The sequence below is a fragment of the Pseudomonas sp. BGI-2 genome, assembly GCF_004310295.1.
Classification (GTDB): domain Bacteria; phylum Pseudomonadota; class Gammaproteobacteria; order Pseudomonadales; family Pseudomonadaceae; genus Aquipseudomonas.
Genome location: NZ_SISB01000040.1, coordinates 35108 through 61290, shown reverse-complemented (window position 1 = coordinate 61290; position 26183 = coordinate 35108). Strand labels below are relative to the sequence as shown.

Annotated in this window: 31 protein-coding genes and 1 tRNA gene; 6 read left to right on the top strand and 26 right to left on the bottom strand. The window is 58.3% G+C overall.

Annotated elements, in window-relative coordinates; genetic code table 11:
* The coding region (locus tag EYC95_RS23650) for an IS3 family transposase (protein WP_165557438.1) at nt 1–220 on the top strand (220 nt) is incomplete at its 5' end.
* Here the strand turns inward: EYC95_RS23650 and EYC95_RS30735 are convergent.
* The 9 genes from EYC95_RS30735 to EYC95_RS23605 form a co-directional block, all read right to left on the bottom strand.
* Entirely contained in the window at nt 166–525 is a 360-nt protein-coding gene (locus EYC95_RS30735) for a hypothetical protein (RefSeq protein WP_256656992.1), read from the bottom strand. The genes EYC95_RS23650 and EYC95_RS30735 overlap by 55 nt on opposite strands.
* Before the next feature lie 83 nt (nt 526–608).
* A complete protein-coding gene (locus EYC95_RS23640) occupies nt 609–830 on the bottom strand; it encodes a hypothetical protein (protein WP_131062471.1) in 222 nt (73 codons plus the stop codon).
* A gap of 105 nt (nt 831–935) precedes the next feature.
* The gene (locus EYC95_RS23635) at nt 936–1118 is read right to left on the bottom strand and encodes a hypothetical protein (RefSeq protein ID WP_131062470.1); all 183 of its coding nucleotides are present in this window, start codon (nt 1116–1118) and stop codon (nt 936–938) included.
* 125 nt (nt 1119–1243) lie between these two features.
* On the bottom strand, nt 1244–1672 hold the full coding sequence (locus EYC95_RS23630) for a glycine zipper domain-containing protein (protein WP_131062469.1): 429 nt from the start codon (nt 1670–1672) through the stop codon (nt 1244–1246).
* A 205-nt stretch (nt 1673–1877) separates the two neighbouring features.
* Entirely contained in the window at nt 1878–2249 is a 372-nt protein-coding gene (locus tag EYC95_RS23625) for a hypothetical protein (protein WP_010456583.1), read from the bottom strand.
* Between the two features lie 557 nt (nt 2250–2806).
* Nucleotides 2807–2992, bottom strand: a complete 186-nt coding sequence (locus tag EYC95_RS23620; RefSeq protein ID WP_131062468.1) for a hypothetical protein — start codon at nt 2990–2992, stop codon at nt 2807–2809.
* A 186-nt stretch (nt 2993–3178) separates the two neighbouring features.
* Nucleotides 3179–3499, bottom strand: a complete 321-nt coding sequence (locus EYC95_RS23615) for a YbjQ family protein (protein WP_131062467.1) — start codon at nt 3497–3499, stop codon at nt 3179–3181.
* A gap of 148 nt (nt 3500–3647) precedes the next feature.
* Complete coding sequence (locus EYC95_RS23610) at nt 3648–3830, bottom strand: hypothetical protein (protein ID WP_131062466.1); 183 nt, start codon at nt 3828–3830, stop codon at nt 3648–3650.
* Between the two features lie 330 nt (nt 3831–4160).
* A tRNA-Ser gene (locus EYC95_RS23605) sits at nt 4161–4250 on the bottom strand.
* Nucleotides 4251–4558: 308 nt separating this feature from the next.
* Here EYC95_RS23605 and EYC95_RS23600 point away from each other — a divergent pair.
* The 3 genes from EYC95_RS23600 (at nt 4559) to EYC95_RS23590 (ending at nt 7303) form a co-directional block, all read left to right on the top strand.
* On the top strand, nt 4559–5248 hold the full coding sequence (locus tag EYC95_RS23600; protein ID WP_131062465.1) for a crotonase/enoyl-CoA hydratase family protein: 690 nt from the start codon (nt 4559–4561) through the stop codon (nt 5246–5248).
* Nucleotides 5249–5462: 214 nt separating this feature from the next.
* Nucleotides 5463–6185, top strand: a complete 723-nt coding sequence (locus EYC95_RS23595; RefSeq protein WP_131062464.1) for a 1-acylglycerol-3-phosphate O-acyltransferase — start codon at nt 5463–5465, stop codon at nt 6183–6185.
* Nucleotides 6186–6331: 146 nt separating this feature from the next.
* Nucleotides 6332–7303: a magnesium and cobalt transport protein CorA gene (locus EYC95_RS23590; RefSeq protein ID WP_131062463.1), complete on the top strand. Its 972-nt coding sequence runs from the start codon at nt 6332–6334 to the stop codon at nt 7301–7303.
* A gap of 113 nt (nt 7304–7416) precedes the next feature.
* On the opposite strand, the gene EYC95_RS23585 is transcribed toward EYC95_RS23590, so the two are convergent.
* The 3 genes from EYC95_RS23585 to EYC95_RS23575 form a co-directional block, all read right to left on the bottom strand.
* Nucleotides 7417–8139: an amidotransferase gene (locus EYC95_RS23585; RefSeq protein ID WP_131062462.1), complete on the bottom strand. Its 723-nt coding sequence runs from the start codon at nt 8137–8139 to the stop codon at nt 7417–7419.
* A 95-nt stretch (nt 8140–8234) separates the two neighbouring features.
* Nucleotides 8235–10379, bottom strand: a complete 2145-nt coding sequence (locus EYC95_RS23580) for a 3-hydroxyacyl-CoA dehydrogenase NAD-binding domain-containing protein (RefSeq protein WP_131062461.1) — start codon at nt 10377–10379, stop codon at nt 8235–8237.
* Nucleotides 10380–10404: 25 nt separating this feature from the next.
* Nucleotides 10405–11610: an acetyl-CoA C-acetyltransferase gene (locus tag EYC95_RS23575; protein WP_131062460.1), complete on the bottom strand. Its 1206-nt coding sequence runs from the start codon at nt 11608–11610 to the stop codon at nt 10405–10407.
* Between the two features lie 592 nt (nt 11611–12202).
* Between EYC95_RS23575 and EYC95_RS23570 the strand changes: the two genes are divergently transcribed.
* Nucleotides 12203–13024 (top strand): cytochrome c, encoded by an 822-nt coding sequence (locus EYC95_RS23570; RefSeq protein ID WP_131062473.1) that lies wholly within the window; start codon nt 12203–12205, stop codon nt 13022–13024.
* Between the two features lie 124 nt (nt 13025–13148).
* Here the strand turns inward: EYC95_RS23570 and EYC95_RS23565 are convergent, their stop codons facing one another.
* The 10 genes from EYC95_RS23565 to EYC95_RS23520 form a co-directional block, all read right to left on the bottom strand.
* A complete protein-coding gene (locus EYC95_RS23565; protein WP_131062459.1) occupies nt 13149–13964 on the bottom strand; it encodes a transglutaminase family protein in 816 nt (271 codons plus the stop codon).
* Nucleotides 13961–14911, bottom strand: coding sequence for an alpha-E domain-containing protein (locus tag EYC95_RS23560; protein ID WP_131062458.1), 951 nt, complete (start codon nt 14909–14911; stop codon nt 13961–13963). Before EYC95_RS23560 ends, EYC95_RS23565 begins: the two co-directional genes overlap by 4 nt.
* A 12-nt stretch (nt 14912–14923) precedes the next feature.
* The gene (locus EYC95_RS23555; protein ID WP_131062457.1) at nt 14924–16333 is read right to left on the bottom strand and encodes a circularly permuted type 2 ATP-grasp protein; all 1410 of its coding nucleotides are present in this window, start codon (nt 16331–16333) and stop codon (nt 14924–14926) included.
* 400 nt (nt 16334–16733) lie between these two features.
* Nucleotides 16734–17075, bottom strand: coding sequence for a ribonuclease E inhibitor RraB (locus tag EYC95_RS23550; protein ID WP_131062456.1), 342 nt, complete (start codon nt 17073–17075; stop codon nt 16734–16736).
* 213 nt (nt 17076–17288) lie between these two features.
* The gene (locus tag EYC95_RS23545) at nt 17289–17522 is read right to left on the bottom strand and encodes a hypothetical protein (RefSeq protein ID WP_131062455.1); all 234 of its coding nucleotides are present in this window, start codon (nt 17520–17522) and stop codon (nt 17289–17291) included.
* A 242-nt stretch (nt 17523–17764) separates the two neighbouring features.
* The gene (speE, locus tag EYC95_RS23540) at nt 17765–18640 is read right to left on the bottom strand and encodes a polyamine aminopropyltransferase (protein WP_131062454.1); all 876 of its coding nucleotides are present in this window, start codon (nt 18638–18640) and stop codon (nt 17765–17767) included.
* Nucleotides 18641–18895: 255 nt separating this feature from the next.
* A complete protein-coding gene (locus EYC95_RS23535; RefSeq protein WP_131062453.1) occupies nt 18896–19087 on the bottom strand; it encodes a PLDc N-terminal domain-containing protein in 192 nt (63 codons plus the stop codon).
* 64 nt (nt 19088–19151) lie between these two features.
* Entirely contained in the window at nt 19152–19682 is a 531-nt protein-coding gene (locus EYC95_RS23530) for a hypothetical protein (protein WP_131062452.1), read from the bottom strand.
* A gap of 179 nt (nt 19683–19861) precedes the next feature.
* Entirely contained in the window at nt 19862–20380 is a 519-nt protein-coding gene (locus tag EYC95_RS23525) for an ankyrin repeat domain-containing protein (RefSeq protein WP_131062451.1), read from the bottom strand.
* A gap of 97 nt (nt 20381–20477) precedes the next feature.
* Nucleotides 20478–22304 (bottom strand): long-chain-acyl-CoA synthetase, encoded by a 1827-nt coding sequence (locus tag EYC95_RS23520; protein WP_131062450.1) that lies wholly within the window; start codon nt 22302–22304, stop codon nt 20478–20480.
* Nucleotides 22305–22648: 344 nt separating this feature from the next.
* Here EYC95_RS23520 and EYC95_RS23515 point away from each other — a divergent pair, with 344 nt between their 5' ends.
* Entirely contained in the window at nt 22649–22927 is a 279-nt protein-coding gene (locus tag EYC95_RS23515) for a DUF3509 domain-containing protein (RefSeq protein ID WP_131062449.1), read from the top strand.
* Nucleotides 22928–23134: 207 nt separating this feature from the next.
* On the opposite strand, the gene mtnC is transcribed toward EYC95_RS23515, so the two are convergent.
* The 4 genes from mtnC to EYC95_RS23495 are packed head-to-tail and all read right to left on the bottom strand — an operon-like array spanning nt 23135 to nt 26178.
* Entirely contained in the window at nt 23135–23818 is a 684-nt protein-coding gene (gene mtnC, locus EYC95_RS23510; RefSeq protein WP_131062448.1) for an acireductone synthase, read from the bottom strand.
* A 4-nt stretch (nt 23819–23822) separates the two neighbouring features.
* Complete coding sequence (locus tag EYC95_RS23505; RefSeq protein WP_131062447.1) at nt 23823–24368, bottom strand: acireductone dioxygenase; 546 nt, start codon at nt 24366–24368, stop codon at nt 23823–23825.
* A 20-nt stretch (nt 24369–24388) separates the two neighbouring features.
* Nucleotides 24389–25015, bottom strand: a complete 627-nt coding sequence (locus EYC95_RS23500) for a methylthioribulose 1-phosphate dehydratase (protein ID WP_131062446.1) — start codon at nt 25013–25015, stop codon at nt 24389–24391.
* Nucleotides 25012–26178: an MFS transporter gene (locus EYC95_RS23495; protein WP_165557499.1), complete on the bottom strand. Its 1167-nt coding sequence runs from the start codon at nt 26176–26178 to the stop codon at nt 25012–25014. Before EYC95_RS23495 ends, EYC95_RS23500 begins: the two co-directional genes overlap by 4 nt.
* Nucleotides 26179–26183 lie beyond the last annotated feature (5 nt).

Sequence of the window (26183 nt, the reverse complement as noted above, 5' to 3'; positions counted from 1 at the left end):
CAACTCAGTGATGGAGCGCTTCTTCCTGAGCTTGAAAATGGAGCGGGTATGGCGGCGCGATTACGCCAACCACGCCGAAGCGATACGTGACATTACTGAATACATCGTTGGGTTTTACAACAACGAGCGGCTGCACTCGAAACTCGGGTATCTGCCACCGACCGTTTACGAACGGGAGATGGCGTCGAAATCACCTATCGAGGTGTCCGGAATTAGTTGACCACGACAATCGGATCCTCCAGACCCACTCCCAGAACCACTCCCCATCGAACTTCCACCGCTCATCGACCCGCTTCCCGCCCCCGGGCTGGTGCTACTCCCTTTTACATCGCCAGCATTCCCACTGCCAATGGAGCCTGGCGGCAGTGCTTTTCCATCTCCAGAACCGGCATTCATTTCACTGGATGGCGGCATCCCGCCCTTATCGACCGGGGCGTCATTGCCGGAAGATTGAGCGAGCGCCGCCATTGAACTGACCGACAACATGCCGCTCACCGTCAGGGCCATCAATTTTGACCTGATCATGGTGCATCTCCTTTAAAAAGGTGCGTACCTGATTTTGGGCGGCGTTCGCTTTTTAAAGGTGCCGCTCAATCGACGAATGGTTTTCAGCTCGGCTCACCGGACGCATCGTTACCAGCAATATCCGGATCTTCGGGGGTAGCCTCGACATCGCCACGCTTCACATCATCAGTCGGCAGTTGCTCAACCGCAGTGTCGTCGTCAGGCGGACGTTGATCGCGACTCAAGGAATCGGTGGGCGAAGGCAGCGGATATTCAGGGGTATCGTCGACATCGTCGACATCGTCGACTTTCGGATCAGCGTTCATAAGCACCTCTCGAAGGGCCTGAAAAGCAGGCCCTGAGATTTCGAGGGCGGGGTAATCCTTGCGTTCGATCAGAGAGACGATCGGTCGATGGCGCTACAAAGCCGATCAATCTTCGTCTTCTTCCTCTTCTTCAAACTCGATGTTACCCACGTCACCGGCGTCATCTGAATCGTTGAGCGGCACCGTGGCGTCATCCATCAACGAGCCCGGATCTTCGTTACCAGGGTCATTAATGAACGGAAGCCCACTCGGGCCTTTTTCTTCCTTGCCTTCGGTTTCAGGAGTCATGGCAGCTCTCACAACATTTGGGGTGTATGACGTTCGAGGCGGCCGGTGACCAAACGTTCCGGAGCCCTGCGGGCAGATACGAAAAACCCGGCCTGGGCCGGGTTTTTGATCTCACTGATGTGGAATTAGTGATGTTTATTCTTGTGCTTGTTTTTGTGCTTATGCTTGTGACCGCCACCGGAATGAGAGTTGCCGCTGTCGGAGCCCAGGTTGTTGCCTATCGCACCACCCGCTGCGCCGCCCAGGCCTGCGCCAATGGTCGAGCCGGTAGAACCGCCGAGGCTATTGCCGATCACCGAGCCGCCCGCCGAGCCTAACCCGCCGCCGATGGCCGCTTCTGTCCGGCTACCCTTGTTAGCGCCGACTGCGCTACCGGCGGCGCCGCCAACACCCGCGCCAATCGCTGCGCCTGTGCTGCCGCCCATTTGCTGACCCACTACGTTGCCTAGTGCACCGCCAATACCACCGCCAACTGCCGCAGTGCCGTCACCGGCAGCCATTGCACCTTGAGCGACCAAAAGTCCCAGAACCAACGTGGACAATGTCAAACGCATGATATAAACCTCAAATTCCGCATCGGGGGTAAAAGTACGCGTTGCGGATGGGCGTGAGTCTAGCACCTGCACTCACTGAATCCGGCCAGCGATGAAGGTTGGACAGCAGCAAATTCAGAAGTAGGTAAAAAAGAAACATCCAGATACGAAAAGCTCGGCATTTAGCCGGGTTTTTCGATCCGATCGATCAGGATCAGGATCAGGATCAGTGACGCTTGTGACCTTTGGCCAGATTGCTGCCCACGCCGCCGCCCAATGCGCCGCCCAGGCCTGCGCCGATGGTCGAACCGGTCTTGCCGCCCAGGCTGTTGCCGATCACTGAACCACCGGCCGCGCCGACACCGCCACCAATGGCCGCTTTGGTGCGGCTGCCTTTACGTGCTGCCACCGCACTGCCGGCTGCGCCCGCAACGCCAGCGCCGATTGCCGCGCCAGTGCTGCCGCCCATGCTCTGACCGACAACGTTACCCAGCGCACCACCCAGACCACCACCGATCGCAGCAGTGCCATCACCCGCAGCCATTGCACCTTGAGTCACCAGAAGTCCCAGAACCAGAGCAGGCAGTGTTAAACGCATGACGAAAAACCTCAAAAATAGGGGAAACCGAAAAGCCGGGGATTGAATGCTTTCGAGGAGGAAACGTCCACAGAAAATCCGCCCCACCTCGCAATTGGCGACGGTTGGACAGCTTTTATGGAAAAGGTTTTATGACAGGCAAAAAAAAGCCCGCTGGGGAACGGGCCAGGTACTGCTTTCTAACGGATGAGCTGAGCCTACGTAGGCGGGTGTGAAAAGTTTGTGAAAAACAACCAACAGAAAAAATGTCGTGAATCTGTAGTCTGTTTCCGAAGACGTCGAGACGCTAAAAACTAAAAACGCCACTCATTGGCGTAATGCTGTTCACTTAAGCGCGGGCACTCATTTGTGGCGAGGGGATTCATCGAAACGTCGCACCGCCCCGTTCGGCTGCGAAGCAGTCGTAAATCCACACAACTCGGTCTGTCTGAACGGGCGCAGGGGGCCGCTTCGCAGCCCAGCGGGGATAAATCCCCTCGCCACAGGTTCTCGCTCTACTGATGATTGTCATAAGTGAACAGCATTACACTCATTGGCGGGGCTTGTCCGGTTGATCATTACTTCGTGGGCGGCACCACTTTGGGCCTGAATTTCGACTTGAACACTTTGGTCGCTGCGGATTTCACTTTGCTGGTCTCGAGCGGATCTTCGCCGAAGCCTGCCACATACTCCGTCTGGCCGCACTGCACGCAATTGTTGATTGGAAATTCTGCCCCGTCGTCTTCGATATACGGATCAGCCATAGCCCTTCCCCTCTCAAAGCGGGATCGATACCGGCAAGCCCTATTGCCTGAAAAATATCGACCACCAAGGCTTTTGAGACTAGCCGGTCATTACCGGACTTGTAATTCAGATTTCCGCATGCCCGACGAATGGACCACGCCGTGCCCTACAAAACCAGCTGGCGATAAACAGGCTCACTGCCTCACTCACCGCAGCTTGACCGCCGTCCCGGTCACAAACACCACCACCATCCCGCCCTTGCCGGCCGGCATGCTGATCTCAAAATCGAGCCCGACCACCGCATCCGCCTGAAGCGCCCGCGCGCGTTCCTTGATCTCGTCGGTCGCCTGAATCCTCGCCTCCTTCAACGCCCGCTCCAGCGTCTGAGAACGCCCACCAAAAAAATCTCGCATACCGGCGAACAGGTCGCGAATGACGTTGACACCCTGCACCGATTCAGCGCTGATGATGTCCAGGTACGCGGTGATTTGGCGGCCTTCTATGGCGTGGGTTGCGGTGGTTATCATGGGGATTCCTTCTTGATTTAGGCGCGCATTATTCCTCGGCGGCCAATCGTTGAAAACAAAAAGCCCAGCAACGGCTGGGCTTCGAAACTCGGGTATCGCTTCCTCAGGCATGATTAAAAACCAGAACGCCTTTATTTGAGCCGGAACCTTAAAGAAGCTTGATCAACACCGTCGTAATAGTTGCCACCGTGCCAATCAGTCCAGTCGCAACAGCCACCGGATACCAAAAAGTCTCACGGGTCATCTTGCCGGCCTCGGCGTTCAGTTTGCGCTGCTCAGCCATCAACTTGACGATTTCCACATGAACCTTTTCCAGCCCTGCCTGCTTCATGGTCATTTCCTGCATAACGTACGTATGTCCATTCCGGATTATGGGGACGCCATATGCGCTGCCCTTTGATTCATTTTGTACCCTGGAGGCACAAAACGAATACCCCTCCCCGAGATGGTTCATGTGAGGTGCTTGGACCTATGGAAGCACCTAAACACCTAGCGTTCCTGCATGACTTCCCACACGCCTCTCACTATTCCTACATCATTTTCAGAAGCAACTTCGCTAATTCGCCTGAGCCAACAACGGTGCCATGACTGAAATCCTGACCCCATAAACCACAAAACCCCTGATTTCTCTCGAAATCAGGGGTTCTGGTTACATCGAATTTGGCGGTGAAGGAGAGATTCGAACTCTCGATACAATTTCTTGTATACACACTTTCCAGGCGTGCTCCTTAAGCCACTCGGACACTTCACCGTATCTCGTCAAACATGTTCTGTCTGTCGAGGCGCGCTAATGTAGTCGAAAGCTTTTCTGATGGCAAACTTTTTTTGCAGAATTTTCATGCGCTTAGCGTTTTAGTCGTTCCGGTGGGTTCCCGGCGATGGCAAACCTGCCAATCTCCGGCTTCGCACCTTCTTCTATAGAGAGGGGAATGCACGGCGGTTGTGGCGGGCTACGCTTGCCCGGCGGGGAAAGGGTGACTGGCGGGTCAGTCACGGCGCTTTACCTGGCCTGCGGCGGTGGGTAACGTCTGCCCCAACTTTCATACAAGGAATAGCGTCATGAGTGAGTTGATTTCCTACCATCTCGAAGACGGTATCGCGACCCTGACCTTGAGCAACGGCAAGGTCAATGCCATCTCCCCGGACGTGATTGCTGCGTTTAATGCTGCGCTGGATCAGGCGGTGACTGATCGTGCGGTGGTGATCATTACCGGTACGCCGGGGATTCTGTCCGGCGGTTATGACTTGAAGGTCATGACGTCCGGCCCTAAAGAAGCGGTCGCGCTGGTGACTGCCGGCTCGACGCTGGCCCGTCGCCTGTTGTCGCATCCGTTCCCGGTGATCGTGGCGTGCCCTGGGCATGCCGTGGCCAAGGGCGCCTTCCTGTTGTTGTCGGCGGATTACCGCATTGGCGTCGACGGTCCGTTCAGCATTGGCCTGAACGAAGTGCAGATCGGCATGACCATGCACCACGCCGGTATTGAAATCGCGCGTGATCGTCTGCGCAAGTCGGCGTTCCACCGCTCCGTCATCAACGGAGAAATGTTTAATCCACAGAGCGCCGTGGATGCCGGTTTCCTCGACGTGGTGGTGTCAGCCGAGGAGCTGCAAGGTGCAGCGCTGGCGGCGGCGCGTCAGTTGAAGAAGATCAACATGACCGCGCACAAGAACACCAAGCTGAAAGTGCGCAAGGCGCTGCTCGACACGCTGGACAACGCGATCATCCTGGATCAGGAACACATGGGTTAAACCCAAACAGGCTGCAGCGAAAAGCCCGACCGTCGTGTCGGGCTTTTTCATACACACACTGTTGAAAATCCAACAACCGCTCTAGAACGCGTCTGATCCACAAGTCGGAAACATGCGCACAAACATCGCCAATCTCCTACCTCTATAGCGGCAATTGCCGAAAACAGTGCACATCCGTACACTGCGCCACCTTTTGTCCCGGTGGGGCCTGTAAATGCTGTTTGTGTTTCGTATGTTATTGATGGGCCTGCACTTTATTCTGGCCGGTGTGCTTGGGGTGATTCTGGGCCTGTGCCGTCCGTTCAACCCTGACAACAGCCGTTTGTGCGCGCGCCTGTATGCGTGGCCGGCGATGTGTATTTTGCGTTTACGGGTGAAGGCCGATGTCGGGCCGTTGATGGATAAACCCGACAGCTGCGTGATCATCGCCAACCACCAGTCCAACTACGATCTGTTTGTGTTCGGCAACGTGGTGCCCCGCCGCACCGTGTGCATCGGCAAGAAGAGCCTCAAGTGGGTTCCGCTGTTCGGGCAGTTGTTCTGGCTGGCCGGCAATGTGTTGATCGATCGCGGCAATGCGCACAAGGCGCGCCAGTCGATGTTGACCACCACGCACACCTTGCAGCATGAAGACACATCGATCTGGGTCTTCCCCGAAGGCACGCGCAACCTCGGTGAAGAGTTGCTGCCGTTCAAAAAAGGCGCGTTTCAGATGGCGATCGCCGCGGGCGTGCCGATCGTGCCGGTGTGTGTCAGCAGTTACGTCAAACACATGCGATTGAACCGCTGGCGCAGTGGGAAAATTCTGATCCGTTCGCTGCCGGCGATTCCTACGGTGGGATTGAGCCTGGATGACATGCCTCTACTGATCGCCCAGTGTCGCGAGCAGATGCGCGAGTGCATCGAGTCGATGGATCGGCAACTGCAAGCCGCTTAAAAACAAACCCGCCGAGTGCGGGTTTTTTTCGCCTCCAAACTTTTGCCGGCGAACTCAATAGATTTCACTGACTCTCAAGCAGCAGACAAGGCTAAGCTGAACGCTGCCTGCCACTGCCACCTGCAAATAAGAAGTGAACCTGAATCATGGGTAGAGTTGTCGCTGCTGCGGTTTATAGCGCCGGTAAAAAAGTTTCCAATATTACTCTCGACGAAGGCGCTGCCTGGGCTGCCAAGCCTGACCACTTTGTCTGGATCGGCCTTGAAGAGCCGAACGCCCTGGAACTGACCAACCTGCAACGCCAGTTCAACCTGCACGAACTGGCCATCGAAGACGCATTGGAAAAACACAGCCGACCGAAGCTCGAAACCTTCGGCGACGCCCTGTTTATCGTCACGTATTCGCCGATCCGGCACGAAGGCAAACTGGAGTTCATCGAGACTCATATCTTTGCCGGCAACGGCTACATCATCACCGCCCGCAACGGTCACTCGGCGTCCTACGCCCTGGTCCGCCAGCGCTGTGAGGCGCGTCCGATCTTGCTGGAGCACGGGGAAGATTTCGTACTCTATGCCATCCTCGATTTTGTGATTGAAAACTACCAGCCGATGGGCGAAGCGATCCATGCGGAGATCGATGAACTGGAGCGCAACGTGCTGTGCAGCGCGCTGAATGAACATGACATCCAGAAGCTGCACGGCCTGCGCCGGGACGTATTACGCCTGCGCCGTTATGCGGCGCCGATGGTGGAGATTGGTGAGGAACTGCAGAAGCTGAACTTTCCGTTTATCGACAAAAACATGCGCCCGTATTTCCGCGATGTGCAAATTCACGTCACGCGGCAGATGGAGGACCTGACGACTCTGGCGGATATTGCCAGTCAGACCATTGAGGTCGGGGTCTTGCTGGAGGCATCGCGGCAGAGCGTGGTGCAGCGCAAGTTTGCGGCATGGGCCGCGATCCTGGCGTTCCCGACGGCGGTAGCGGGGATTTACGGGATGAACTTCCAGAACATGCCGGAGTTGACGTGGCATTACGGGTATTTCGCGGTGTTGGGGTTTATTGCGGTGGGGTGTGTGAGTTTGTGGGTGAGTTTCAAGAGGTCGGGGTGGTTGTAGCCATTACCGCGGCGTCCATGAAATTCGCGGGCAAGTCGGACCGCCGCACCGCTCGCTCCTACAGGGATTCGGTGATCTGTAGGAGCGAGGCTTGCCCGCGAAGCTTTTAAGGTTCAAACAGCGTCTGGCTTGTGCGCCACAAACCGCATCATCCACTCCGCAACCGTCGCACCGTGGTGCTCTTGCTCAAGGCTCGCTACGCCTTGCGTATAAACCTGCTCGCCCAACGCTTGCTGACGGATCTCCAGCAGCGCACGGGAGTAATCGTGAATGAATTCCGGGTGCCCCTGGAAGCACAGCACCTGATCGTTGATGTGGTATGCGGCAAACGGGCAGAAATCGCTCGAGGCGATGACCGTGGCGTTTTCCGGTAGCGACGTGACCTGGTCCTGGTGGCTGATCAATAACGTCAGCTCTTCACGCACCGGACTCATCCACGGTGCCTTGGCCGCCAGTTTGTAGCTGTGGGTGCCGACGCCCCAGCCTTGGGTCGCTCGTTCACTCTTGCCGCCCAACAGCAGCGCCAACAGCTGGTGGCCGAAGCACACGCCCAGCAGTTTGTCGCCACGCTTGTACCGGGTCAGCAGGTAAGTTCGAAGGGTTTCAATCCATGGGTCGGTGCCGAAGGAATCGGCCTTGCTGCCGGTGACGAGGTAAGCATCGAAGGTCAGATCATCGCTCGGGTACTCGCCCTGCATCACGTTGTACACGGTGAATTCGGCAGCGATGGGTTGCTGCGAAAACAGATGCTGGAACATCTGCCCGTAACCCTGATATTGATCGACCAGTTCCGGACGCAGGATGTCGGTTTCCAGAATGCAGATGCGTAACGACATAAAAAATACCTGACACGTGATGGGAATAATGCACACCCCAGAGACTGCCTCGAAACACCGTGACAAGGCAAGCCCCGGAAGGCGTCATACGTCCCTTAGAAGGTCTCCCCTTTGGCGGCTTTCTCCAGCAGCAACGCCGGCGGCGCAAAACGCTCGCCATACTGTTGGGCCAGGTACTGGGCGCGGGCGACGAAGTCTTTCACGCCGTACTGGTTGATGAACTGCAGGGCACCGCCGGTCCAGGCCGCGAAGCCGATACCGAAGACTGAGCCAATGTTGGCGTCCGCCGTCGAGGTCAGCACGCCCTCCTCCACGCAACGCACGGTCTCAATGGCTTGCACGAACAGCAGGCGATCACGCACGTCCTTAGGCGAAATCTGCCCGTCGGCTTTCTCGAAACGGGTTTTGAGCTCCGGCCACAGATGTTTCTGACCACCGACCGGATACTCGTAGAAACCGCCTCCAGCGGCTTTGCCGGGCCGCTTGTATTCGTTAAGCAGCAAGTCAATCACGGCGAACGCCGGATGCTCAATCAGCGGTTTCCCTTCTGCTTGCAGGTCTTTGGCGGTTTGCTGGCGGATATGGCTCATCAGGCTGAGTGAAACTTCGTCGGAGATCGCCAGAGGCCCGATCGGCATGCCGGTCTTGCGTGCTTCCGTCTCGATCATCGGCGCGCTCACGCCTTCGCCGAGCATGGCGATGCCTTCATTGGTAAAGGTGCCGAACACCCGCGAAGTGAAGAAGCCGCGACTGTCGTTGACCACAATCGGTGTTTTCTTGATTTGCAGGACGAAATCGAACCCGCGCGCCAGGGTTTCGTCGCTGGTGTTGGCACCCTTGATGATTTCCACCAGCGGCATTTTCTCCACCGGACTGAAGAAATGCAGCCCGATGAACTTCGTTTGATCCGGCACCGCGGTGGCCAGGCCACTGATCGGCAAGGTCGAGGTGTTGGAGGCGATCACGGCGGCCGGGCCGACGACTTTCTGCGCCGCCGAGGAGACTTTGGCCTTCAACTCGCGGTCTTCGAATACCGCTTCAATGATCAGGTCGCATCCGGCCAGGTCCGCATCGCTTTCGGTGGTGTGGATCCGCGCCAGAATCGCCTCTCGCTGCTCCGGGGTCATCTGGCCGCGAGCGACTTTCTTGTCCAGCAGCGCCGCCGAGTGGGCCTTGCCCTTCTCCGCTGCCGCGAGGTTGATGTCCTTGAGCACCACGTCAATGCCGGCCGAGGCGCTGACAAAAGCGATGCCAGCTCCCATCATCCCGGCGCCAAGCACGCCGACTTTTTGCGTTACATAAGGTGCAAAACCATTGGGCCGCGATCCGCCGGCATTGATCTCATTGAGCTGGAACCAGAACGTGCCGATCAGGTTTTTCGAGATTTGGCCGGTGGTCAGTTCCGTGAAGTAGCGGGTTTCGATCAGGTGCGCGGTGTCGAAATCCACCTGGGCACCTTCAACCACCGCGCACAGAATTTTCTCCGGCGCGGGCATGCAGCCCTGGGTTTTGCTGCGCAGGATCGACGGTGCTATGGCGAGCATTTGCGCAACTTTCGGGTTCGTCGGCGTGCCGCCGGGGATCTGGTAACCCTTCACATCCCAACGCTGTACGGCCGTCGGATGGGCAATAATCCAGGCCCGCGCCTTGCTCAGCAGCTCATCGCGATCTGCTGCCAGCTCATCGATCAAACCCGCTTGCAACGCTTGTTGCGGCCGCACTTTTTTGCCTTCGAGCAAGTACGGCAAGGCTTTTTCAATGCCCAGCATCCGCACCATGCGCACCACCCCGCCGCCGCCCGGCAACAGGCCGAGGGTGACTTCCGGCAGGCCGAGTTGCACGGATGGGTTGTCCAGCGCGATGCGGTGATGGCAGGCGAGGCAGATTTCCCAACCGCCACCCAACGCCGCGCCATTGATCGCGGCCACCACCGGTTTGCCGAGGGTTTCCAGGGTACGCAATTGGCCCTTGAGCGTCAGGACCATGTCGTAAAAGGCCTTGGCTTCGGGTTTGCCGACCTTGATCAGTTCATTGAGATCGCCGCCGGCAAAGAAGGTTTTCTTGCCCGAGGTGATGACCACGCCGGAAATGTTGTCCTTTTCGGCCACCAGTCGGGCGACGCAGGTGGCCATCGCCTCGCGATAGACCGCGTTCATGGTGTTGGCGCTCTGGCCCGGCATGTCGATGGTCAGGACGACGATCTGGTCCTGACCTTTTTCGTAACGAATGGCTTCGGTCATGTCACTTGTTCCTTAAGGTCGGGGCTCAGAGGCGTTCGATGATGGTGGCAATGCCCATGCCGCCGCCGACACACAGGGTCGCGAGGCCATAGCGCAGGCGCCGGGTTTCCAGTTCATCGAGCAGCGTGCCGAGAATCGCGCAGCCGGTGGCGCCCAGCGGGTGGCCCATGGCGATGGAACCGCCGTTGACGTTGACTTTGTCCGGGTCGATGGCCATGTCCTTGATGAATTTCAGCACCACCGAAGCGAAGGCTTCGTTGACTTCAAACAGGTCGATGTCTTCGACCCGCAGCCCGGCCTTGGCCAGTGCTTTGCGGGTGGCCGGCGCCGGGCCGGTGAGCATGATGGTCGGATCGGTGCTGGTAACGGCGGTGGCGACAATTCGCGCCCGTGGCTGCAAACCCAACGCCCGGCCTTTGGCCTCGGAGCCAATCAGCATCAGGGCGGCGCCATCGACGATGCCGGAGCTGTTGCCCGGGGTGTGAACGTGATTGATCCGCTCCACCTGGCTGTAAACGCGCAACGCGGTGGCGTCAAAACCCATCAGCCCCATCATCTCGAAACTTGGCTTGAGTTTGCCGAGGCCTTCCAGAGTCGATTCGGCGCGGATGAACTCATCGTGATCGAGCAGGATAATGCCGTTCTGATCCTGCACCGGCACCAGCGACTTGTTGAACGAGCCGTTCGCCCGCGCCCGCGCTGCCTTTTGCTGGGAATGCAATGCGTAGGCATCGACGTCTTGGCGGCTGAAGCCTTCAATCGTGGCGATCAGGTCGGCGCCGACGCCTTGCGGGGTGAAATGACTGTGCAGATTGGTTTCCGGGTCCAGCGCCCAAGCGCCGCCATCGCTGCCCATGGGCACGCGGGACATGGACTCGACGCCGCCGACCACCACCAGGTCTTCGAAGCCGGAGCGGACTTTCATCGCACCGAGGTTCACGGCTTCAAGCCCCGAGGCGCAGAATCGATTGATCTGCACGCCGGACACGCTGACGTCCCAATCGGCGACTTGTGCCGCGGTCTTGGCGATATCGGAGCCCTGATCACCGATCGGCGTGACACAGCCGAGCACCACGTCATCGACCTGACTGGTATCCAGCGACGTGCGCTGCTGCAACGCCGTGAACAACCCGGCCACCAGATTCACCGGTTTGACGCTGTGCAGGGCGCCATCGCCCTTGCCTTTGCCACGGGGCGTGCGTAACGCGTCGAAAATCAAAGCTTGGGTCATGACGTCCTCGAACCTGGGCGAAATACTGAGCTTCCACCTTAGGCCGAGCCGCCGTGGATTCAATGACCGCAGTGCTCACTGGCGTTGACGGACACGCTCAGACGGACGGTCGTTCGCGCCCGGATTAACCGTTTCACGTCACCAAGCTGTCTAGTCAACGGGCGCCCAAGAAGCTGGCAATAAGCCTCATGCCTTTTTAAAAGCTTTAAGTAAGCGAACCATACGAAATGGATCTAAACCAAGCGTGACGCGGGCTCTAAGGTGAAGATGTACGAAGTTGTCGTCGGGTTTTGCCGAGGCACTCGTCTTACAGGAAGTTCAACGCTCTGTCGTCATGGAGATATGCAGGCAGGCATCAGGAAATAACAAAAAAGGCGGTCAAGCCATGTTCAAGCATTCGAAAGTACGTCAAGCCGGGCTCATTCTTTTCGCCACTACGCTGTTGTTGATTTTGCCGAACCTGACCAAGGTGATCGGCTAGTCGGTCTTCAAATAAAACGGCGCCAGGTTTTTATATTGCCCTCTTAAAAATGTGACTGGCTCGCTACCCGGGCCAGCGTGGGTGTGCCAACCTTTGCGGCACTTCCACGACATGGACGGCGATCATTTGAAAACGCTCATTCTGTTCGGGGCCTTGCTGCTCAGCACGCCCCTGTATGCCGCACAGCTGAACCTCGAGTTGGGCGCGGGCAGTCGCACCTGGCAGACCGAGGAGTTGCTCAAGCACCCTCAGGTCCAGACCATCACCATCAGCGAGGACGTTTCCTACAAGCGGAGCATGAGTTATCGCGCAGTTCCGTTGGCGGCGTTGTTGACCGACATCAAGCCTGAAGATCATCTGCAAGCCGTGGCTTTGGACGGGTTTGCCGCGGAATTGTCGGCGGCGCCGTTGCTGAACGCCAAGGGCGCGCGCGCGTGGTTGGCGATTGAAGACCCGGCCAAACCGTGGCCCGCGTTATCGGAAGACAAACCAGGTGCCGGGCCGTTTTATCTGGTGTGGGTCGATCCGCAAGCCGGCAACATCAGCCCTGAGCAATGGCCGTTTCAAGTGGCGAGTATCAAGCGCATGGCGCCAGTCGCCGAGCGCTTCCCTGCACTGCTGCCCGATCCTGCCTTGAAGGCCGACGATCCGGTTAATAAAGGCTTTGCCTTGTTTCAGAAGAATTGCCTGGCCTGTCACCGACTCAATGGTGCCGGAGATGCGCAGTTCGGGCCGGATTTGAACATTCCATTTAATCCGACCGAGTACTTTGGGGCGGATTTCCTGAAGCGCTACATTCGAGATCCGCAGAGTTTGCGGCAATGGCCTCAGGCGAAGATGCCGGGGTTTACGGCGACGGTGTTGCCGGATGGGGAACTGGAAATGCTGGTGGGGTATTTGAAGCATATGGCGGGGCGCAAGGTTAAGCCCTGACCCCATTCCCCCTTGTAGGAGCGAGGCTTGCCCGCGAAGAAGGCGATGCGGTCTAACTGAAGGACCGCGTTATCGTTCTTCGCGGGCAAGCCTCGCTCCTACAGGGGGGATGTGGTGTTGCGGATTATTGTTGCTGGACGGAGATGACCGGTGCCGGCATCGGCGTTGGCGACACAAACACTTTCGCATGCATCTGCTCACACCCGCCGCCCCGACGTATCCCGCGAACCGGGCAGGCATCCAGGTAATCCAGGCCCACCGCCAATTTCAAATGTCGCTCCGGCCGGGCCAGTTCATTGGTCACATCGAAGCTGTACCACGCGTCATCGAGCCAGGCTTCGGCCCACGCATGACTGGCCAGGTGTTCGCTGTTTTCGCTGTACAAATACCCCGACACGTAACGCGACGGAATGCCGAGGCTGCGGGCACAGGCGAGGAACGCATGGGTGTGGTCCTGACAGACGCCGGAACGCCCGGCGAAGGCCTGGGCGGCGCTGGTATCCACCTCGGTGGAGCCCGGCGTGTAGGTCATGTGCGAATTCAGGCCATGCATCAAGTCGATCAACGCCGTACGATCCCGGCGTTTTTTGCATTCCTTCTCGGCGAACGCACGCAAAGCTTCGTCAGCTTCGGTCAGGCGCGTGAAGCGCAGGAACGGCAACGCCGACTGGCTCTCATGCTCGGCTTCGCGCAGTTCGTCGATGTCCACCTGGCCACGGGCGCCGATGATGATCGCCTCGTGCGGTTCGTCCATGGTCAGCACGTGCAGGATGTTGCCGAACGGATCGAGTTGCGCGCGCACCGGACGCGGCAGGTCGAGTTGCCAGCTGAGCACATGCTGACGCTCGCTGTCGTGGGGTGTCAGTCGCAAGTACTGGATGCTCGCCCGCACCTGATCTTCGTAGTGATAGGTGGTTTCGTGGCTAATGGAAAGTCTCATGCAGCCTCCAGGTAGGAACTGTGAATGGCGTTACCCAACTGGCGCACCAGCGGGATGAATTCGGTCAGCCAGGCGTGCAGGCCTTCGTCGAGAATTTCGTTGATGCCCGTGTAGCGCAGGCGCGCGTCCATCTCCGCCGCCAGACGTTGCGCAGGACGGCCATTGGCCCCTGGCAGTTGGGCAAGGATCTGGTCGATTTCTTCGGTGCAGGCACGCAGGGAACGTGGCACATCGGCGCGCAGCAACAGCAACTCGGCCACATGCCGGGCGCCGGGTGCGTCGCGGTAGATCTCGGTGTAGGCCTCGAAAGAGGACAACGCCCGAAGCAGAGCACTCCACTGGTAATACGCGTGAGCCGTGCCATCGCTGACCGCTTCGGCCTGATCGCCGGCCATTTCGTAGCGGGCGTCGAGCAGGCGCAACGTGTTGTCGGCCCGCTCGATAAACGTCCCCAGACGAATGAAGCGGAACGCATCGTTACGCATGATCGTGCCGTAGGACGCGCCACGAAACAGGTGGGAACGTTCCTTGATCCACTCGCAAAAACGGCTCATGCCGTAGCGACTCAAGCCCTGTTCGGCGATACCGCGAATTTCCAGCCACGTGGCGTTGATGTTTTCCCACATGTCGGCGGTGATTCGCCCACGCACCGCATGAGCACTGGCCCGCGCCGAGCCGAGGCAGCTGTAGATGCTCGCCGGGTTGGCCGCGTCCAGGGCAAAGAAATGCAGCAGCCGTTCGGCGTGCAAGTCACCATGGCGCTCCAGGTAATCGTCCAGAGTGCCGGTGATCAGCAGCGGCATGGCGAGTTCGTGCAGGCCGTCACCGCGACCATCCTGCGGCATCAGCGACAGCGAATAACTGATGTCGAGCATCCGTGCGAGGTTTTCCGCCCGCTCCAGGTAACGCGACATCCAATACAAATCCGAGGCAGTTCTACTTAACATGGCAAGCTTCCTTCAATCCTCGACCACCCAGGTGTCCTTGGTTCCGCCGCCCTGGGAGGAATTCACCACCAGGGAGCCTTCACGCAGGGCGACACGGGTCAAACCGCCGGGCACAACCCGGGTTTCGCGGCCAGACAATACAAACGGACGCAGGTCGATATGGCGTGGCGCGATGCCGTTTTCGACAAAGGTCGGACAGGTCGACAGGGACAACGTCGGTTGCGCGATGTACGCGTGAGGCTTGGCCTTGATTCGCGCGCGGAAAGACTCGATTTCCGCCGCCGTCGCCGCAGGCCCCACCAGCATTCCGTAACCGCCGGAGCCCTGGGTTTCCTTGACCACCAGGTCTGGAAGATTGGCCAGCACATGGGACAGTTCAGAAGGATTGCGACACTGGAACGTCGGCACATTCTTCAGGATCGGTTCTTCGTCCAGGTAGAAACGGATCATGTCCGTGACAAACGGATACACCGATTTGTCGTCCGCGACCCCGGTGCCGATGGCATTCGCCAGCACCACGTTGCCGGAGCGATAAGACGACAGCAGCCCTGGAACGCCAAGCATCGAGTCCGGGTTGAACGCCAGCGGATCGAGAAACGCATCGTCGAGGCGACGGTAGATCACGTCGACCGCTTTCGGCCCGTCCGTGGTGCGCATGAACACCTTGTCGTCACGCACGAACAGGTCCGCGCCCTCCACCAGCTCAACGCCCATCTCCCGCGCCAGAAAGGCATGCTCGAAAAACGCGCTGTTGAAGCGACCCGGCGTCAGCACCACCACGCTCGGGTTATCGATCGGGCTGGAGCTTTTCAGGGTGTCGAGCAGCAGGTTCGGATAGTGATCAATCGGTGCGATGCGCTGGGCCGAGAACAACTCGGGAAACAACCGCATCATCATCTTGCGGTCTTCGAGCATGTAGCTCACGCCGCTGGGTGTACGCAGGTTGTCTTCGAGCACGTAGTACGTGCCGTCGCCATCGCGCACCAGATCGACGCCGGAGATGTGCGAGTAGATTTCGCGGTGCAGATCGAGCCCTTGCATCGCCAATTGGTATTGCTCGTTGGCCAGCACTTGCTCGGCCGGGATGATGCCGGCCTTGATGATGCGCTGCTCGTGGTAGAGGTCGGCGAGGAACATGTTCAACGCCTTGACCCGCTGGATACAGCCACGCTCGACGATCCGCCATTCACTGGAGGGAATGCTGCGCGGGATGGTGTCGAAGGGAATCAGGCGCTCTGTCCCCTGCTCATCACCGTAGAGCGTGAAGGTAATCCCGGCGCGATGAAATAACAGATCGGCCTCGCGTCGCCGTTGTGCCAATAGCTCGTCAGGCGTCTCGGCCAGCCAACGGGCAAACTCCCGATAATGCGGGCGGACTTGGCCGCCGGCATCGTACATTTCATCAAAATAGGTGCGGATCATGCCGTACTCCTTGTCACCCGGACATCTAGGCTTCGCAAGGCCCGTGCCATCGGCAGAAACGCTTTGTTATCAATCAGTTGGATAATGAAGCCGTTTGCACCGCACCAATCCTGTGCAGCAAACGCCCCACGCTGATCGCCCCCGCTTCATTGCAAGGCGACGTTGTCGCCTATCACCAGCATAGTCAGAGTTGATTTCACTGCCCGGGGGTCGATGCGGATAATCCGCGCATCCGCTGCAAAACCTGACCGAACTTCCCTTTAGCCGCCTGCTCAGGCGGTTTTTTTTTGCGCCGGATTCTTGTTTCAGGGTTTTGCCGAGGGGGCTTTTCTGATCGCCACAAACGAAAACGGCCAACCCTAAGGTCAGCCGTTGCTGAGTGTTGTCACTGTTCATATGTTTATGCGAGTAGCCCTCGTACCTCCTGCTTGACGCCCCATCCTTCGATGATGCCGCCCAGAGGCTCGACCACCGCCTCGAAGTCTTGCTCGAAATCGCCGATATCATCATAGGTGGCGTACATGACTTTGCTCAGTTCAAGCGCCCATGCGCCGTCATCGCGCACACTGATTTGCGCGTTCAACGATTCACCTTTGTATTGCCCCGCAGCCCTGCGTGCCCGCTCCTCGTCCGGGAAAATGGCGTAGAACTCGATGGGATGGAATCGTGAAAAGTCGAAACCGCCTTCTTTCATGCGGCGCAGCACGCTGCTGCTGATGTCTTCTTGATAGGCTGTGCTCATGAAACGTCCCCCTCAAATTGATGGATAGACTTTCCGTATTCCCGGCGCTCGCAACCGATTGGTGCGAGCGATGCGGCAACAACATTGCCGGTGGGAAGCAAGCATGTAGCTGACAAGACCAGACCTTAGCGATCCGTTCGCTGATCTCGATTGCAGAGTAGCCCCAAGACAGAGGCGCTGCCAAGGCCTGGATAGGATTGAGACAGGAGATATTCAGATTGGCGTGATGCCGAGGATTTGTATGCTGTTCTGGGTCTTGAGACTTTTGACGGTCGCATCAGTGGTTCGCCCTTCCAGATCATTCAGATCCAGTTCGGCGGCGACAGGAAGGAGCCGGGCCTTGATGAGTTTTGCGGCCTGCTCGTTGTCCGGGCATTCATCGCTTTCGAACACCTCGTCAACTTGTTCACCGTGATCATCCACGAAAGTGATTTTCCACTTTTGCATCAGTGCCTCCTCGAACAAACCCGCAAATGGGCTTACAACCATCTGGACTTTTGGCCTGACTGATCGTTCCCACGGATTACGCCACACAAGCATGAAAAAAACACAGAAACCTGTAGGAGCGAAGCTTGCTCGCGAAAGCGGTGTATCTGTCGACATATGTATAGCCTGACACACCGCTTTCGTCGGAACGCCGCCCGGAGCAAGCTTCGCTCCTACAAGGGGGTTATGCGTACATCATTAGTTTAGTCGTTGCTTGGCTTGTTCACCGCTTGCAGCACGTATTGCGGCAAGGCGAAGGCGCCGATGTGGATTTCCGGGTTGTAGTAGCGGGTGATGATGCCGCTGCCGGCGAAGCGTTGCTGCAAGGTTTCACGGGACAACTTGCGATAGGCGGTGTTGGTCGCGCCCCAGGCAAAGGTCATCGAGCCACCGATGTAGGTTGGCACGGCGGCCTGATAGAAGTGCCAATCCGGGAACAGGCTGCGCAGGCGCCCGGCGGTGGTTTTGACTTCTTCGATCTGCATGAACGGGGTGCCATTCTGGGTCACCAGGATGCCGCCTTCGTTCAGGCAGCGACGGCAGGCCTGATAGAAGTTTTCCGAGAACAGCACTTCACCCGGACCGATCGGGTCGGTGGAGTCGGAAATGATCACGTCGAATTTTTCGGTGGTCGTGGCGACGAAACGCATGCCGTCGTCGATCACCAGGTTCAGGCGTGGATCATCGAACGCACCCTTGGAGTGGTTCGGCAGGAATTCCTTGCACATCTCGACCACGGTGCCGTCGATCTCGACCATGGTGATGTGCTCGATGCTGCGGTGCTTGGCCACTTCACGCAGCATGCCGCCGTCGCCGCCACCGATGATCAGCACGCGCTTTGCTGTGCCGTGCGCCAGGATCGGCACGTGGGTGAGCATCTCGTGGTAGATGAATTCGTCCGCTTCGGTGGTCTGGATCACGCCGTCCAGTGCCATGACCCGGCCCATGCGCGGGTTTTCAAAAATCACCAGATGCTGGTGTTCGGTGCGCACTTCGTGCAGCAGTTTTTCCATGCGAAAACGCTGGCCGTAGCCTTCGTAGAGGGTTTCCAGGTAGTCGCTGGTGGTGATGTTGCTCATGGGAAGTGCTCCGATAAATGCGGTGGCAACGGACGGTTACCCGCCCATGATGGCCAATCGAGCGGCTCGATTAACCGGGAAAGGCGCGCATTCTACGTTGCGGAAGATGACAGGTCGAACCTCACTTGATGAGTCGACACAATCCCTTGTAGGAGCGAGGCTTGCCCGCGAAGAACGATAACTCGATCTTTCTGTTAAACCGTGTAATCGTTCTTCGCGGGCAAGCCTCGCTCCTACAGAGGGCCGGTGTTGGTATCAGATTCGGACATTACCCCGTGGCCCGGCGATGGCCCAGATGATCAGGCCCAGGACCGGCAGCAGCAGGATCAGCAGCACCCAGATGATTTTCATCCCTGTACTGGCGCCACTTTTCAGCACGTTGATGATTGCCCAGATATCCAAGGCAAGAATAATCAGGCCAATCAGACCGTTGAACGTGGAACCCATGGTGTCGCTCCCTAAGAGTGGTGTGCACTCTTAGGATAGCCGGGCCTTGCGAGGGTTCCGCTTTTTAAACGTGGACTGCAATTTTGAGGGCTTCGAGCGATGGCGCGGCGGTGATACCCACCTCGGCGCACAACTCCAGCACGCGCGGTACGTCGTTGCCGTAGACCAGCACCACTTGCAGTTCGTCGTCGAGCAACTGGCTAAAGTTTATCAGCGTGTAACCGCCGTTTTCCTTGTTCATGCTGCCCATCTGCACCTGAATCCGATTGAGCGCAGTCAGGGCTTCGGTTTTGGCCAGTTGCTTGGGTTTGATGTTGAAATCAACGCCGGGGCCGAACGAGGCGACGATCTGGGCGAACAGGTCTACGTAAGTGTCGGCCTGGAACAGCACGGTTTCCGGCAGACTGCCGACCACGACCCACTCGCCCAGTGGAATCGGGAAGGAGTCGTCGTAGTTGATATCCGGATTGGCTGTCAGAAAAGCCTCGGGATCGGCGTAGGCCGCTGCCGCTTCATCAGCGACTTTCAGGATCTCGTCATCGCTCATGCACCCGGAGCTGATTTTACTGATGAGTTCGACGAGTGCGGCTTTCATGGGACGGATCCTGTAGCGAGTGAATTTTGAGGGCGCGAAGGATAGCGTAATTTGCCAAAAAAATTCTTTTTGTAGGAGCGAGGCTTGCCCGCGAAGGCGTAGTGTCAGTCAACATCAACGTGAATGACACTACGCCTTCGCGGGCAAGTCGGATCGCCGCACCGCTCGCTCCTACAGGGTTACGCCAGCAATTTCTCTAATTGCGCAGTGGTATCGACAGCGCCCAAGGTCTTCGCAGCATCCAGCGCGGTAACGCCATTGGCATCCTTGGCTTTCGGATCGGCGCCTTTGCTGATCAGGTAGTCGACGATTTCGACGCGGTTGAACATCGCCGCCATCATCAGCGCCGTACGACCATCGAAGGACGAACCTTCCACTTGCGCCCCACCTTCGACCAACGCCTGGACCACCGCCAGGTCGCCCTTGAACGCGGCGCCGGCAATCGGGCTCTGGCCGTTGTCGTTGCGGATTTCCGGGTCGGCCTTGTGTTCCAGCAGCACTTTTACCGTCTCCACATGGCCGTGGTAGGCAGCGAGCATCAGCAAGGTGTCGCCCTTGTGGTTACGCAGGTTCGGCGGCAGGCCTTTGGTCAGCAACGCAGCCATCATGGCCGCATCGCCCTCGCGCGCTTTGTTGAATACCTGTTCGGCAAATTCAGCGGCTTCTTCGGGGGTCATCTGGCGGCTTTGGTCTGACATCGGGAACTCCACTTTCTGTCATTCGGGAAAGCCGACAGTTTCCCGAGCAGCCCCGAGGCTGTCACTTCTTTTTTCTCAAGAGCCGCCATAGCCACATTCAATAGCGGTACTTGCCGCCGTGAATATCCGCCAAGACCTGATCGGTGACTTGCACGTAAGTCTGGGTGCCGGGCAGCCAGGCGTAGATCGGGTCGTCGCCAGTTTTGCCGGGGTCGAAGGCTTCGTCCTTGAGCCGGGTCTTCTGGTATTTGAAGGTCCCGGTGGTTTCCATTTTCACTTTTACCCGCAGGAAAAGCGGCACCGCATACGCGGGCATTTGCTGGCGAGCAAAGGCCAGTAACTCGCTGAAGTCCAGCGTCGCCAAGGATTCCGCCGGCGTGATCGCGGCCATGCCGGCACGCCCGTTGGTGTTCTGGATTTCGACGCCGTACGCCACGGCTTCAGAAATATTCGGGTGTTGCAGCAGAATGTTCTCTACCTCGGTGGTCGAGACGTTTTCACCCTTCCAGCGGTAGGTGTCACCCAATCGATCAACAAACTGGGCATGACCAAAACCAATGTTGCGCAGCAGATCGCCCGTATTGAAGTAACGGTCGCCCTTGGTGAACACGTCGTGGACCACGACTTTTTCGGTCTTCTGCGGATCGGTGTAACCGTCCAGTGGCGCCTTGTCGTCGATTCTCGCCAACAACAGGCCCTGCTCGCCCTTGGCGACTTTGCGCATGAAACCTTTGGCATCACGCATCGGCAGGCCGCTGTCGTGGTCGTAGGCCACCAGCTCCCAGGCCATCAGGGAAAAACCGATGGTGTTGTCGAAGTTGAGGATGTTGGTGAACCCGATGTTGCCGTCGCTGGCGGCGTACAGCTCGCAGATGTGATCAACCGCAAAGCGCGTCTTGAACTCGCGCCAGGCGCCGGGACGCAGGCCATTGCCGATCATCTTGGTCACGCGGTGTTTACTGTCGTCGGCCGTGGGCGGTTGATCCACCAGGTAGCGGCATAATTCGCCGACGTAGCCGAGGGTAGTCGCCTGGTATTTGCGCACGTCATTCCAGAACTGGCTGGCGCTGAACTTGCGGCGGATGGCGAATCCTGCGGCGCCGCTGATCGCCGACCCCCAACAAACGCAGAGCCCAGTGGCGTGGTAGAGCGGCAAGGTGCAATAGACGACATCCTGCGGCTGCATATTCAGGGCGATCTGGCCGAAACTCGCCGAGCTGCGCATCCAGCGACCGTGTTTGAAGACACCCGCCTTGGGCAATCCGGTGGTGCCTGAGGTGTAGATATAGAAACAAGGATCGTCGAAAAAAATCTGCTGGCTTCTGGCCGGATTCTCACTGGACGCTTGGGCGCTGGCGCTCATCAGGTTGATAAAACCGTCGGGCGCGTTGCCGGGACGAAGGTAAGTGTCTTGATCGGCAACGTACCAGGTGCGTGCCGGCTCGATCGACACCCGTTCGCGGACCGCGCTGAACGCCGGGACCAGTTCTTCGCCAACAATGATCCCCGCAGGCGCCACCAGGTTCAGGCTGTGGGCCAGGGTCTCGCGGGTTTGCGAGGTATTGAGCAAGGCGCTGATCGCGCCGACCTTGGCCACGGCCAATATCGTTACCAGCAGTTCCGGACGGTTCTCAAGAAAAACCGCCACCACATCACCCTTGCGGATGCCTTCGGCGATCAGGTGATGGGCAAGGCGATTGGCCCACTGGTTCACCTGTGAATAACTCAGCGCCACATCACCCTGCAGCAACGCCGGGCCATCGGGATTGCGCAAAGTCGCTTGTTCGAAGGTCCAGCCGAGGCCACACGCTTGAGTCGGATCCTTGACGTTGGCGACTTTCATGCCCTTCACCACGCGAGGAATGGCTTTGGCAATGGAAGGCAGTTTACGGAGCATCATGCCCCAGGTGATTGTGTCGCTCATGCTTGCTCCCGTTCGATCTTTTTATTGTCGGGCGGCGGTCTATGGGTCCGAAAATACGTCAGCGGTTCTTGAGCTGTACACGCGGTTTTTGAAATGTTTTGTATCCGCGCCCCGAGCGCTCGAGATCGCGATCCTCAGCGGGTGTGATTGGTTCAATCGAATCGTGGCCGACCACGCAAAATGCAGGATGCACGATGGCCATTCATGCAGATTGCACGAAATCGAAAAATCACCGTTAATATAACCTGCTGATTTATAACGACTTTAAAAAAACAAGGTACTGGCACAATCACTGCAACTACCTCTCCATGCTTGCCAATCAAGTGCTAACGGAGCTGATAGACATGAGCCTGATCCAAGAAAAATTTACCTCCCTGTTCTCCAACTTCGAAGTGAACACCCAATCGCGTCCTGACGGTGGCATTCTGCTGACCCTGCGCAGCACCGAAGGCAAAGTGTTCAAGCGTTCGATTTCCTACCAGCAATTGCATGCCGGCGATCAACTGTCGTGGGTCATCAGTGCGATTCGCCGTGACCTGGCCGAACAGGCCAGCGAACTGCCGCAGATCTCCATGCTGCAAAGCCAGCAACGGTTTGCCCTGCCGACCTATCATTCGGCGTGAACCTTGCGGTTGTGTAAGTAAATACGCTGCAAACCAAACAGGCCGTGAGAGCTTTCGCTCCACGGCCTGTTTTGTTTATGAGCCTTCACCGAGTCTTTGTAGGAGCGAAGCTTGCTCGCGAAGGCGGCGTGTCAATCAACATTTCTATCGTCTGACACGCCGCCTTCGCGAGCAAGCTTCGCTCCTACAGGGTATGGGCGTAGTAGCTTAGAAAGTGGAGGGATCAATCCGCGCAAAACTGTCGACAGTCACATGCCCCGCCAACTCCCCGCCCTCTCGGGCCAGGCCGCACGTTGCCATGCCGGCCGCGCGCGCCGCGTCCAGTTCTTCGACGATGTCGGACAGAAACACAATCTGCGCAGCCTCCACCCCGATGGCCTGTGCGATGCGCTCGTAAGACTGCGCTTCACGCTTGGGCCCCGACGTGGTGTCGAAGTAGCCGCTGAACAGCGGCGACAAATCCCCCGCCTCCGAGCAGCCGAAGATCAGTTTTTGTGCCTGGATCGAGCCCGAGGAATAAACAAACAGTTTGAAACCGTCCTGGTGCCAGCGCTTGAGCGCTTCAACGGCATCCGGGTAAACGTGGCCTTTCAACTGCCCGGCGTGATAGCCCTGCTCCCAGACCATGCCTTGTAACGCTTTCAACGGCGTGGCCTTGCGGTCTTCGGCGATCCAGCCCAGCAGGATCTCGATCACCCGCTCAACGTCAGCACCCGGCTCGTTGCTGTCGCGGCGCACGGCGGCCAGTTGCTCGGCCACATCCGCGCGCTCGGCGTGCTGGCGAACAAAGTCCGGCAGGTGTTTGGCGGCGTACGGGAACAGCACGTCGAACACAAAACTCACCGCGCTGGTGGTGCCTTCGATGTCGGTGAGAATCGCTTTGATTGGCATCGGGTCAGTCCTCAAGACGCGGGAAGCGGTTGGCGATGTCTTCGCCGGTGAACTTGGCCACCCAGCCTTCAGGGTTGTTGAACAGACGGATCGCGACGAAATGCGGATGCTCGCCCATGTCGAACCAATGCGGCGTGCCGGCCGGCACCGAGATCAGATCGTTCTTCTCGCACAGCACGGCGTAGACGTAATCGTCGATGTGAAGGGTGAACAGCCCACGGCCGGCGACGAAAAATCGTACTTCGTCTTCGCCATGACGGTGTTCGTCGAGGAACTTGGCGCGCAGTTCGGCCTTTTGCGGGTGGTCGCTGTTGAGGCTGATGACGTCGACGGTGATGTAGCCGCGTTCGGTCATCAGCTTGTCGATCTGCGCCTGGTACGCGGCGATCACTTCTTCCTGGCTGGCGCCGGGCTGAATTTTCGCCGTGGCTTGCCAGCGGTCGAAACGCACGCCCTGCTCGGCCAGGGTCGAGGCGATGTCTTCGAAATGGGTCAGCACCTTGTTCGGAATGTCAGGGCTTGAGACGTGGTAAACGGACAGGCTGCTCATCAGGGCAACTCCTTAACGGTTCATGCTTTATGGTTCAAGAGTGAGCGCATCTTCAACTCGCACTCGAACAAAAATTCAAACGCCTCGATCTGCCGTAGCGCGTCGCTCATCCGCGCGCCCCAAGTGTAGAGGCCGTGGCCGCGAATCAGGTAGCCGACGCAATCGGGATGGGCTTCAAGCCAAGGCTGCACCTTGGCGGCGAGACGCGCAATGTCCTGATCGTTGTCGAAAATCGGCACGCGCACCCGGGATTCGTGGGTCGAGACGCCAGTGAAGGCCTTTTGCAGTTCGTAGTCTTCGAACTCGATGAAATCTTCGGGCGTCAGGCGCGACAGCACCGTGGCGTTCACCGAATGGGTGTGCAGCACTGCGCCTATCTCCGGACGCCAACTGTAGAGCTGGGTGTGCAGCAGGGTTTCGGCGGACGGTTTTTTGCCCGGTTCCAGGCTGTTGCCCGACAAGTCGGTAGCCAGCACATCATCAAGACCCAACTGGCCTTTGTGCTTGCCGGACACGGTCAGCAGCGCTTCGGTCGGCGACAGGCGGGTCGAGTAATTGCTGCTGGTGGCCGGCGACCAGCCACGGCCATACAAAAAACGCCCGGCGTCGATGATTTCCTGGGCGAGGTGTTCGCGGGTGAGGCTCATGGCCTGTCCTCTTGCATACGTGTGGCAATGATAACGGCAGCCGCCAGGGCTGCGAGGCTTGCGATACTAAAGGTGAACGTGGCCCCGAGGGCGTTCCAGCTGTAGCCGGAATACAACGCGCCCAATGCGCCGCCGGTGCCGGCCAGTGCGGCGTAAAGCGCCTGGCCCTGCCCTTGCTGACGCGCACCGAAGCTACGTTGCACGAATTGGATGGCAGCGGCGTGAAAGCTGCCAAATGTTGCGGCGTGCAGCACCTGGGCAAACAGCAGCACCCAGAGGAACTCGGCCAACGAACCCAGCAGCAACCAGCGCACGGCTGCCAGCAGGAAACTCGCCAGCAGCACCCGACGCACCGAGAAGCGTGCGAGGATTTTGCTCATGGCCAGGAACATCAGGACTTCGGCGACCACGCCGACCGCCCAGAGCATGCCGATCACGCCTCGACTGTAACCGAGCCGCTCAAGGTGCAGCGTCAAGAAGGTGTAATAAGGCCCGTGGCTCACTTGCATCAGCGCCACGCAGCCGTAAAACGCCAACACCCCGGGATTGCGTAACTGCCTGAGAAATCCGTCTCCGGCAATTCGCTCACCCTGAACCGGTTGAGCGTTCGGCACCCACAGGCTGCTGACGACAATGCCGGCCATGATCAGTACAAGCGCCACCGGATAAATGTCGAGGCTCAGCCATTCGAACATCCGGCCGAGCGCGACCACCGTGATGATGAAACCGATGGAACCCCAGAGGCGGATCTGACTGTAGCGCGACGTCTGCCCTTTCAAGTGCGCCAGGGTAATGACTTCGAACTGCGGCAATACCGCATGCCAGAAGAACGCATGCAAGGCCATGACCATCGCCAGCCAGGCGTAGGTCTTGCTGACGAAAATCAGCGAAAACGTCAGCAACGTGCAGACGGCACCGAAGCGCACGATGGCCAGGCGTCGGCCGGTGTAGTCGCCGAGCCAGCCCCAGATGTTCGGCGCCACGCAACGCATCAGCATCGGGATCGCCACCAACTCGCCGATGCGCGCGCTGGAAAAGCCCAGGTGATCGAAGTACAGCGCCAGAAACGGCGCTGTCGAACCGAGCAAGGCGAAATAGAACAGATAGAAACTGGAAAGCCGCCAGTACGGGAGCGCCGCCACGTGGTCAGACCGCAGCGGCATTAAGG

Coding starts and splice junctions, on each gene's coding strand:
- EYC95_RS30735 (WP_256656992.1), bottom strand. CDS start 525: ATGATCAGGTCAAAATTGATGGCCCTGACGGTGAGCGGCATGTTGTCG.
- EYC95_RS23640 (WP_131062471.1), bottom strand. CDS start 830: ATGAACGCTGATCCGAAAGTCGACGATGTCGACGATGTCGACGATACC.
- EYC95_RS23635 (WP_131062470.1), bottom strand. CDS start 1,118: ATGACTCCTGAAACCGAAGGCAAGGAAGAAAAAGGCCCGAGTGGGCTT.
- EYC95_RS23630 (WP_131062469.1), bottom strand. CDS start 1,672: ATGCGTTTGACATTGTCCACGTTGGTTCTGGGACTTTTGGTCGCTCAA.
- EYC95_RS23625 (WP_010456583.1), bottom strand. CDS start 2,249: ATGCGTTTAACACTGCCTGCTCTGGTTCTGGGACTTCTGGTGACTCAA.
- EYC95_RS23620 (WP_131062468.1), bottom strand. CDS start 2,992: ATGGCTGATCCGTATATCGAAGACGACGGGGCAGAATTTCCAATCAAC.
- EYC95_RS23615 (WP_131062467.1), bottom strand. CDS start 3,499: ATGATAACCACCGCAACCCACGCCATAGAAGGCCGCCAAATCACCGCG.
- EYC95_RS23610 (WP_131062466.1), bottom strand. CDS start 3,830: ATGAAGCAGGCAGGGCTGGAAAAGGTTCATGTGGAAATCGTCAAGTTG.
- EYC95_RS23600 (WP_131062465.1), top strand. CDS start 4,559: ATGAGTGAGTTGATTTCCTACCATCTCGAAGACGGTATCGCGACCCTG.
- EYC95_RS23595 (WP_131062464.1), top strand. CDS start 5,463: ATGCTGTTTGTGTTTCGTATGTTATTGATGGGCCTGCACTTTATTCTG.
- EYC95_RS23590 (WP_131062463.1), top strand. CDS start 6,332: ATGGGTAGAGTTGTCGCTGCTGCGGTTTATAGCGCCGGTAAAAAAGTT.
- EYC95_RS23585 (WP_131062462.1), bottom strand. CDS start 8,139: ATGTCGTTACGCATCTGCATTCTGGAAACCGACATCCTGCGTCCGGAA.
- EYC95_RS23580 (WP_131062461.1), bottom strand. CDS start 10,379: ATGACCGAAGCCATTCGTTACGAAAAAGGTCAGGACCAGATCGTCGTC.
- EYC95_RS23575 (WP_131062460.1), bottom strand. CDS start 11,610: ATGACCCAAGCTTTGATTTTCGACGCGTTACGCACGCCCCGTGGCAAA.
- EYC95_RS23570 (WP_131062473.1), top strand. CDS start 12,203: ATGGACGGCGATCATTTGAAAACGCTCATTCTGTTCGGGGCCTTGCTG.
- EYC95_RS23565 (WP_131062459.1), bottom strand. CDS start 13,964: ATGAGACTTTCCATTAGCCACGAAACCACCTATCACTACGAAGATCAG.
- EYC95_RS23560 (WP_131062458.1), bottom strand. CDS start 14,911: ATGTTAAGTAGAACTGCCTCGGATTTGTATTGGATGTCGCGTTACCTG.
- EYC95_RS23555 (WP_131062457.1), bottom strand. CDS start 16,333: ATGATCCGCACCTATTTTGATGAAATGTACGATGCCGGCGGCCAAGTC.
- EYC95_RS23550 (WP_131062456.1), bottom strand. CDS start 17,075: ATGAGCACAGCCTATCAAGAAGACATCAGCAGCAGCGTGCTGCGCCGC.
- EYC95_RS23545 (WP_131062455.1), bottom strand. CDS start 17,522: ATGCAAAAGTGGAAAATCACTTTCGTGGATGATCACGGTGAACAAGTT.
- speE (WP_131062454.1), bottom strand. CDS start 18,640: ATGAGCAACATCACCACCAGCGACTACCTGGAAACCCTCTACGAAGGC.
- EYC95_RS23535 (WP_131062453.1), bottom strand. CDS start 19,087: ATGGGTTCCACGTTCAACGGTCTGATTGGCCTGATTATTCTTGCCTTG.
- EYC95_RS23530 (WP_131062452.1), bottom strand. CDS start 19,682: ATGAAAGCCGCACTCGTCGAACTCATCAGTAAAATCAGCTCCGGGTGC.
- EYC95_RS23525 (WP_131062451.1), bottom strand. CDS start 20,380: ATGTCAGACCAAAGCCGCCAGATGACCCCCGAAGAAGCCGCTGAATTT.
- EYC95_RS23520 (WP_131062450.1), bottom strand. CDS start 22,304: ATGAGCGACACAATCACCTGGGGCATGATGCTCCGTAAACTGCCTTCC.
- EYC95_RS23515 (WP_131062449.1), top strand. CDS start 22,649: ATGAGCCTGATCCAAGAAAAATTTACCTCCCTGTTCTCCAACTTCGAA.
- mtnC (WP_131062448.1), bottom strand. CDS start 23,818: ATGCCAATCAAAGCGATTCTCACCGACATCGAAGGCACCACCAGCGCG.
- EYC95_RS23505 (WP_131062447.1), bottom strand. CDS start 24,368: ATGAGCAGCCTGTCCGTTTACCACGTCTCAAGCCCTGACATTCCGAAC.
- EYC95_RS23500 (WP_131062446.1), bottom strand. CDS start 25,015: ATGAGCCTCACCCGCGAACACCTCGCCCAGGAAATCATCGACGCCGGG.
- EYC95_RS23495 (WP_165557499.1), bottom strand. CDS start 26,178: ATGCCGCTGCGGTCTGACCACGTGGCGGCGCTCCCGTACTGGCGGCTT.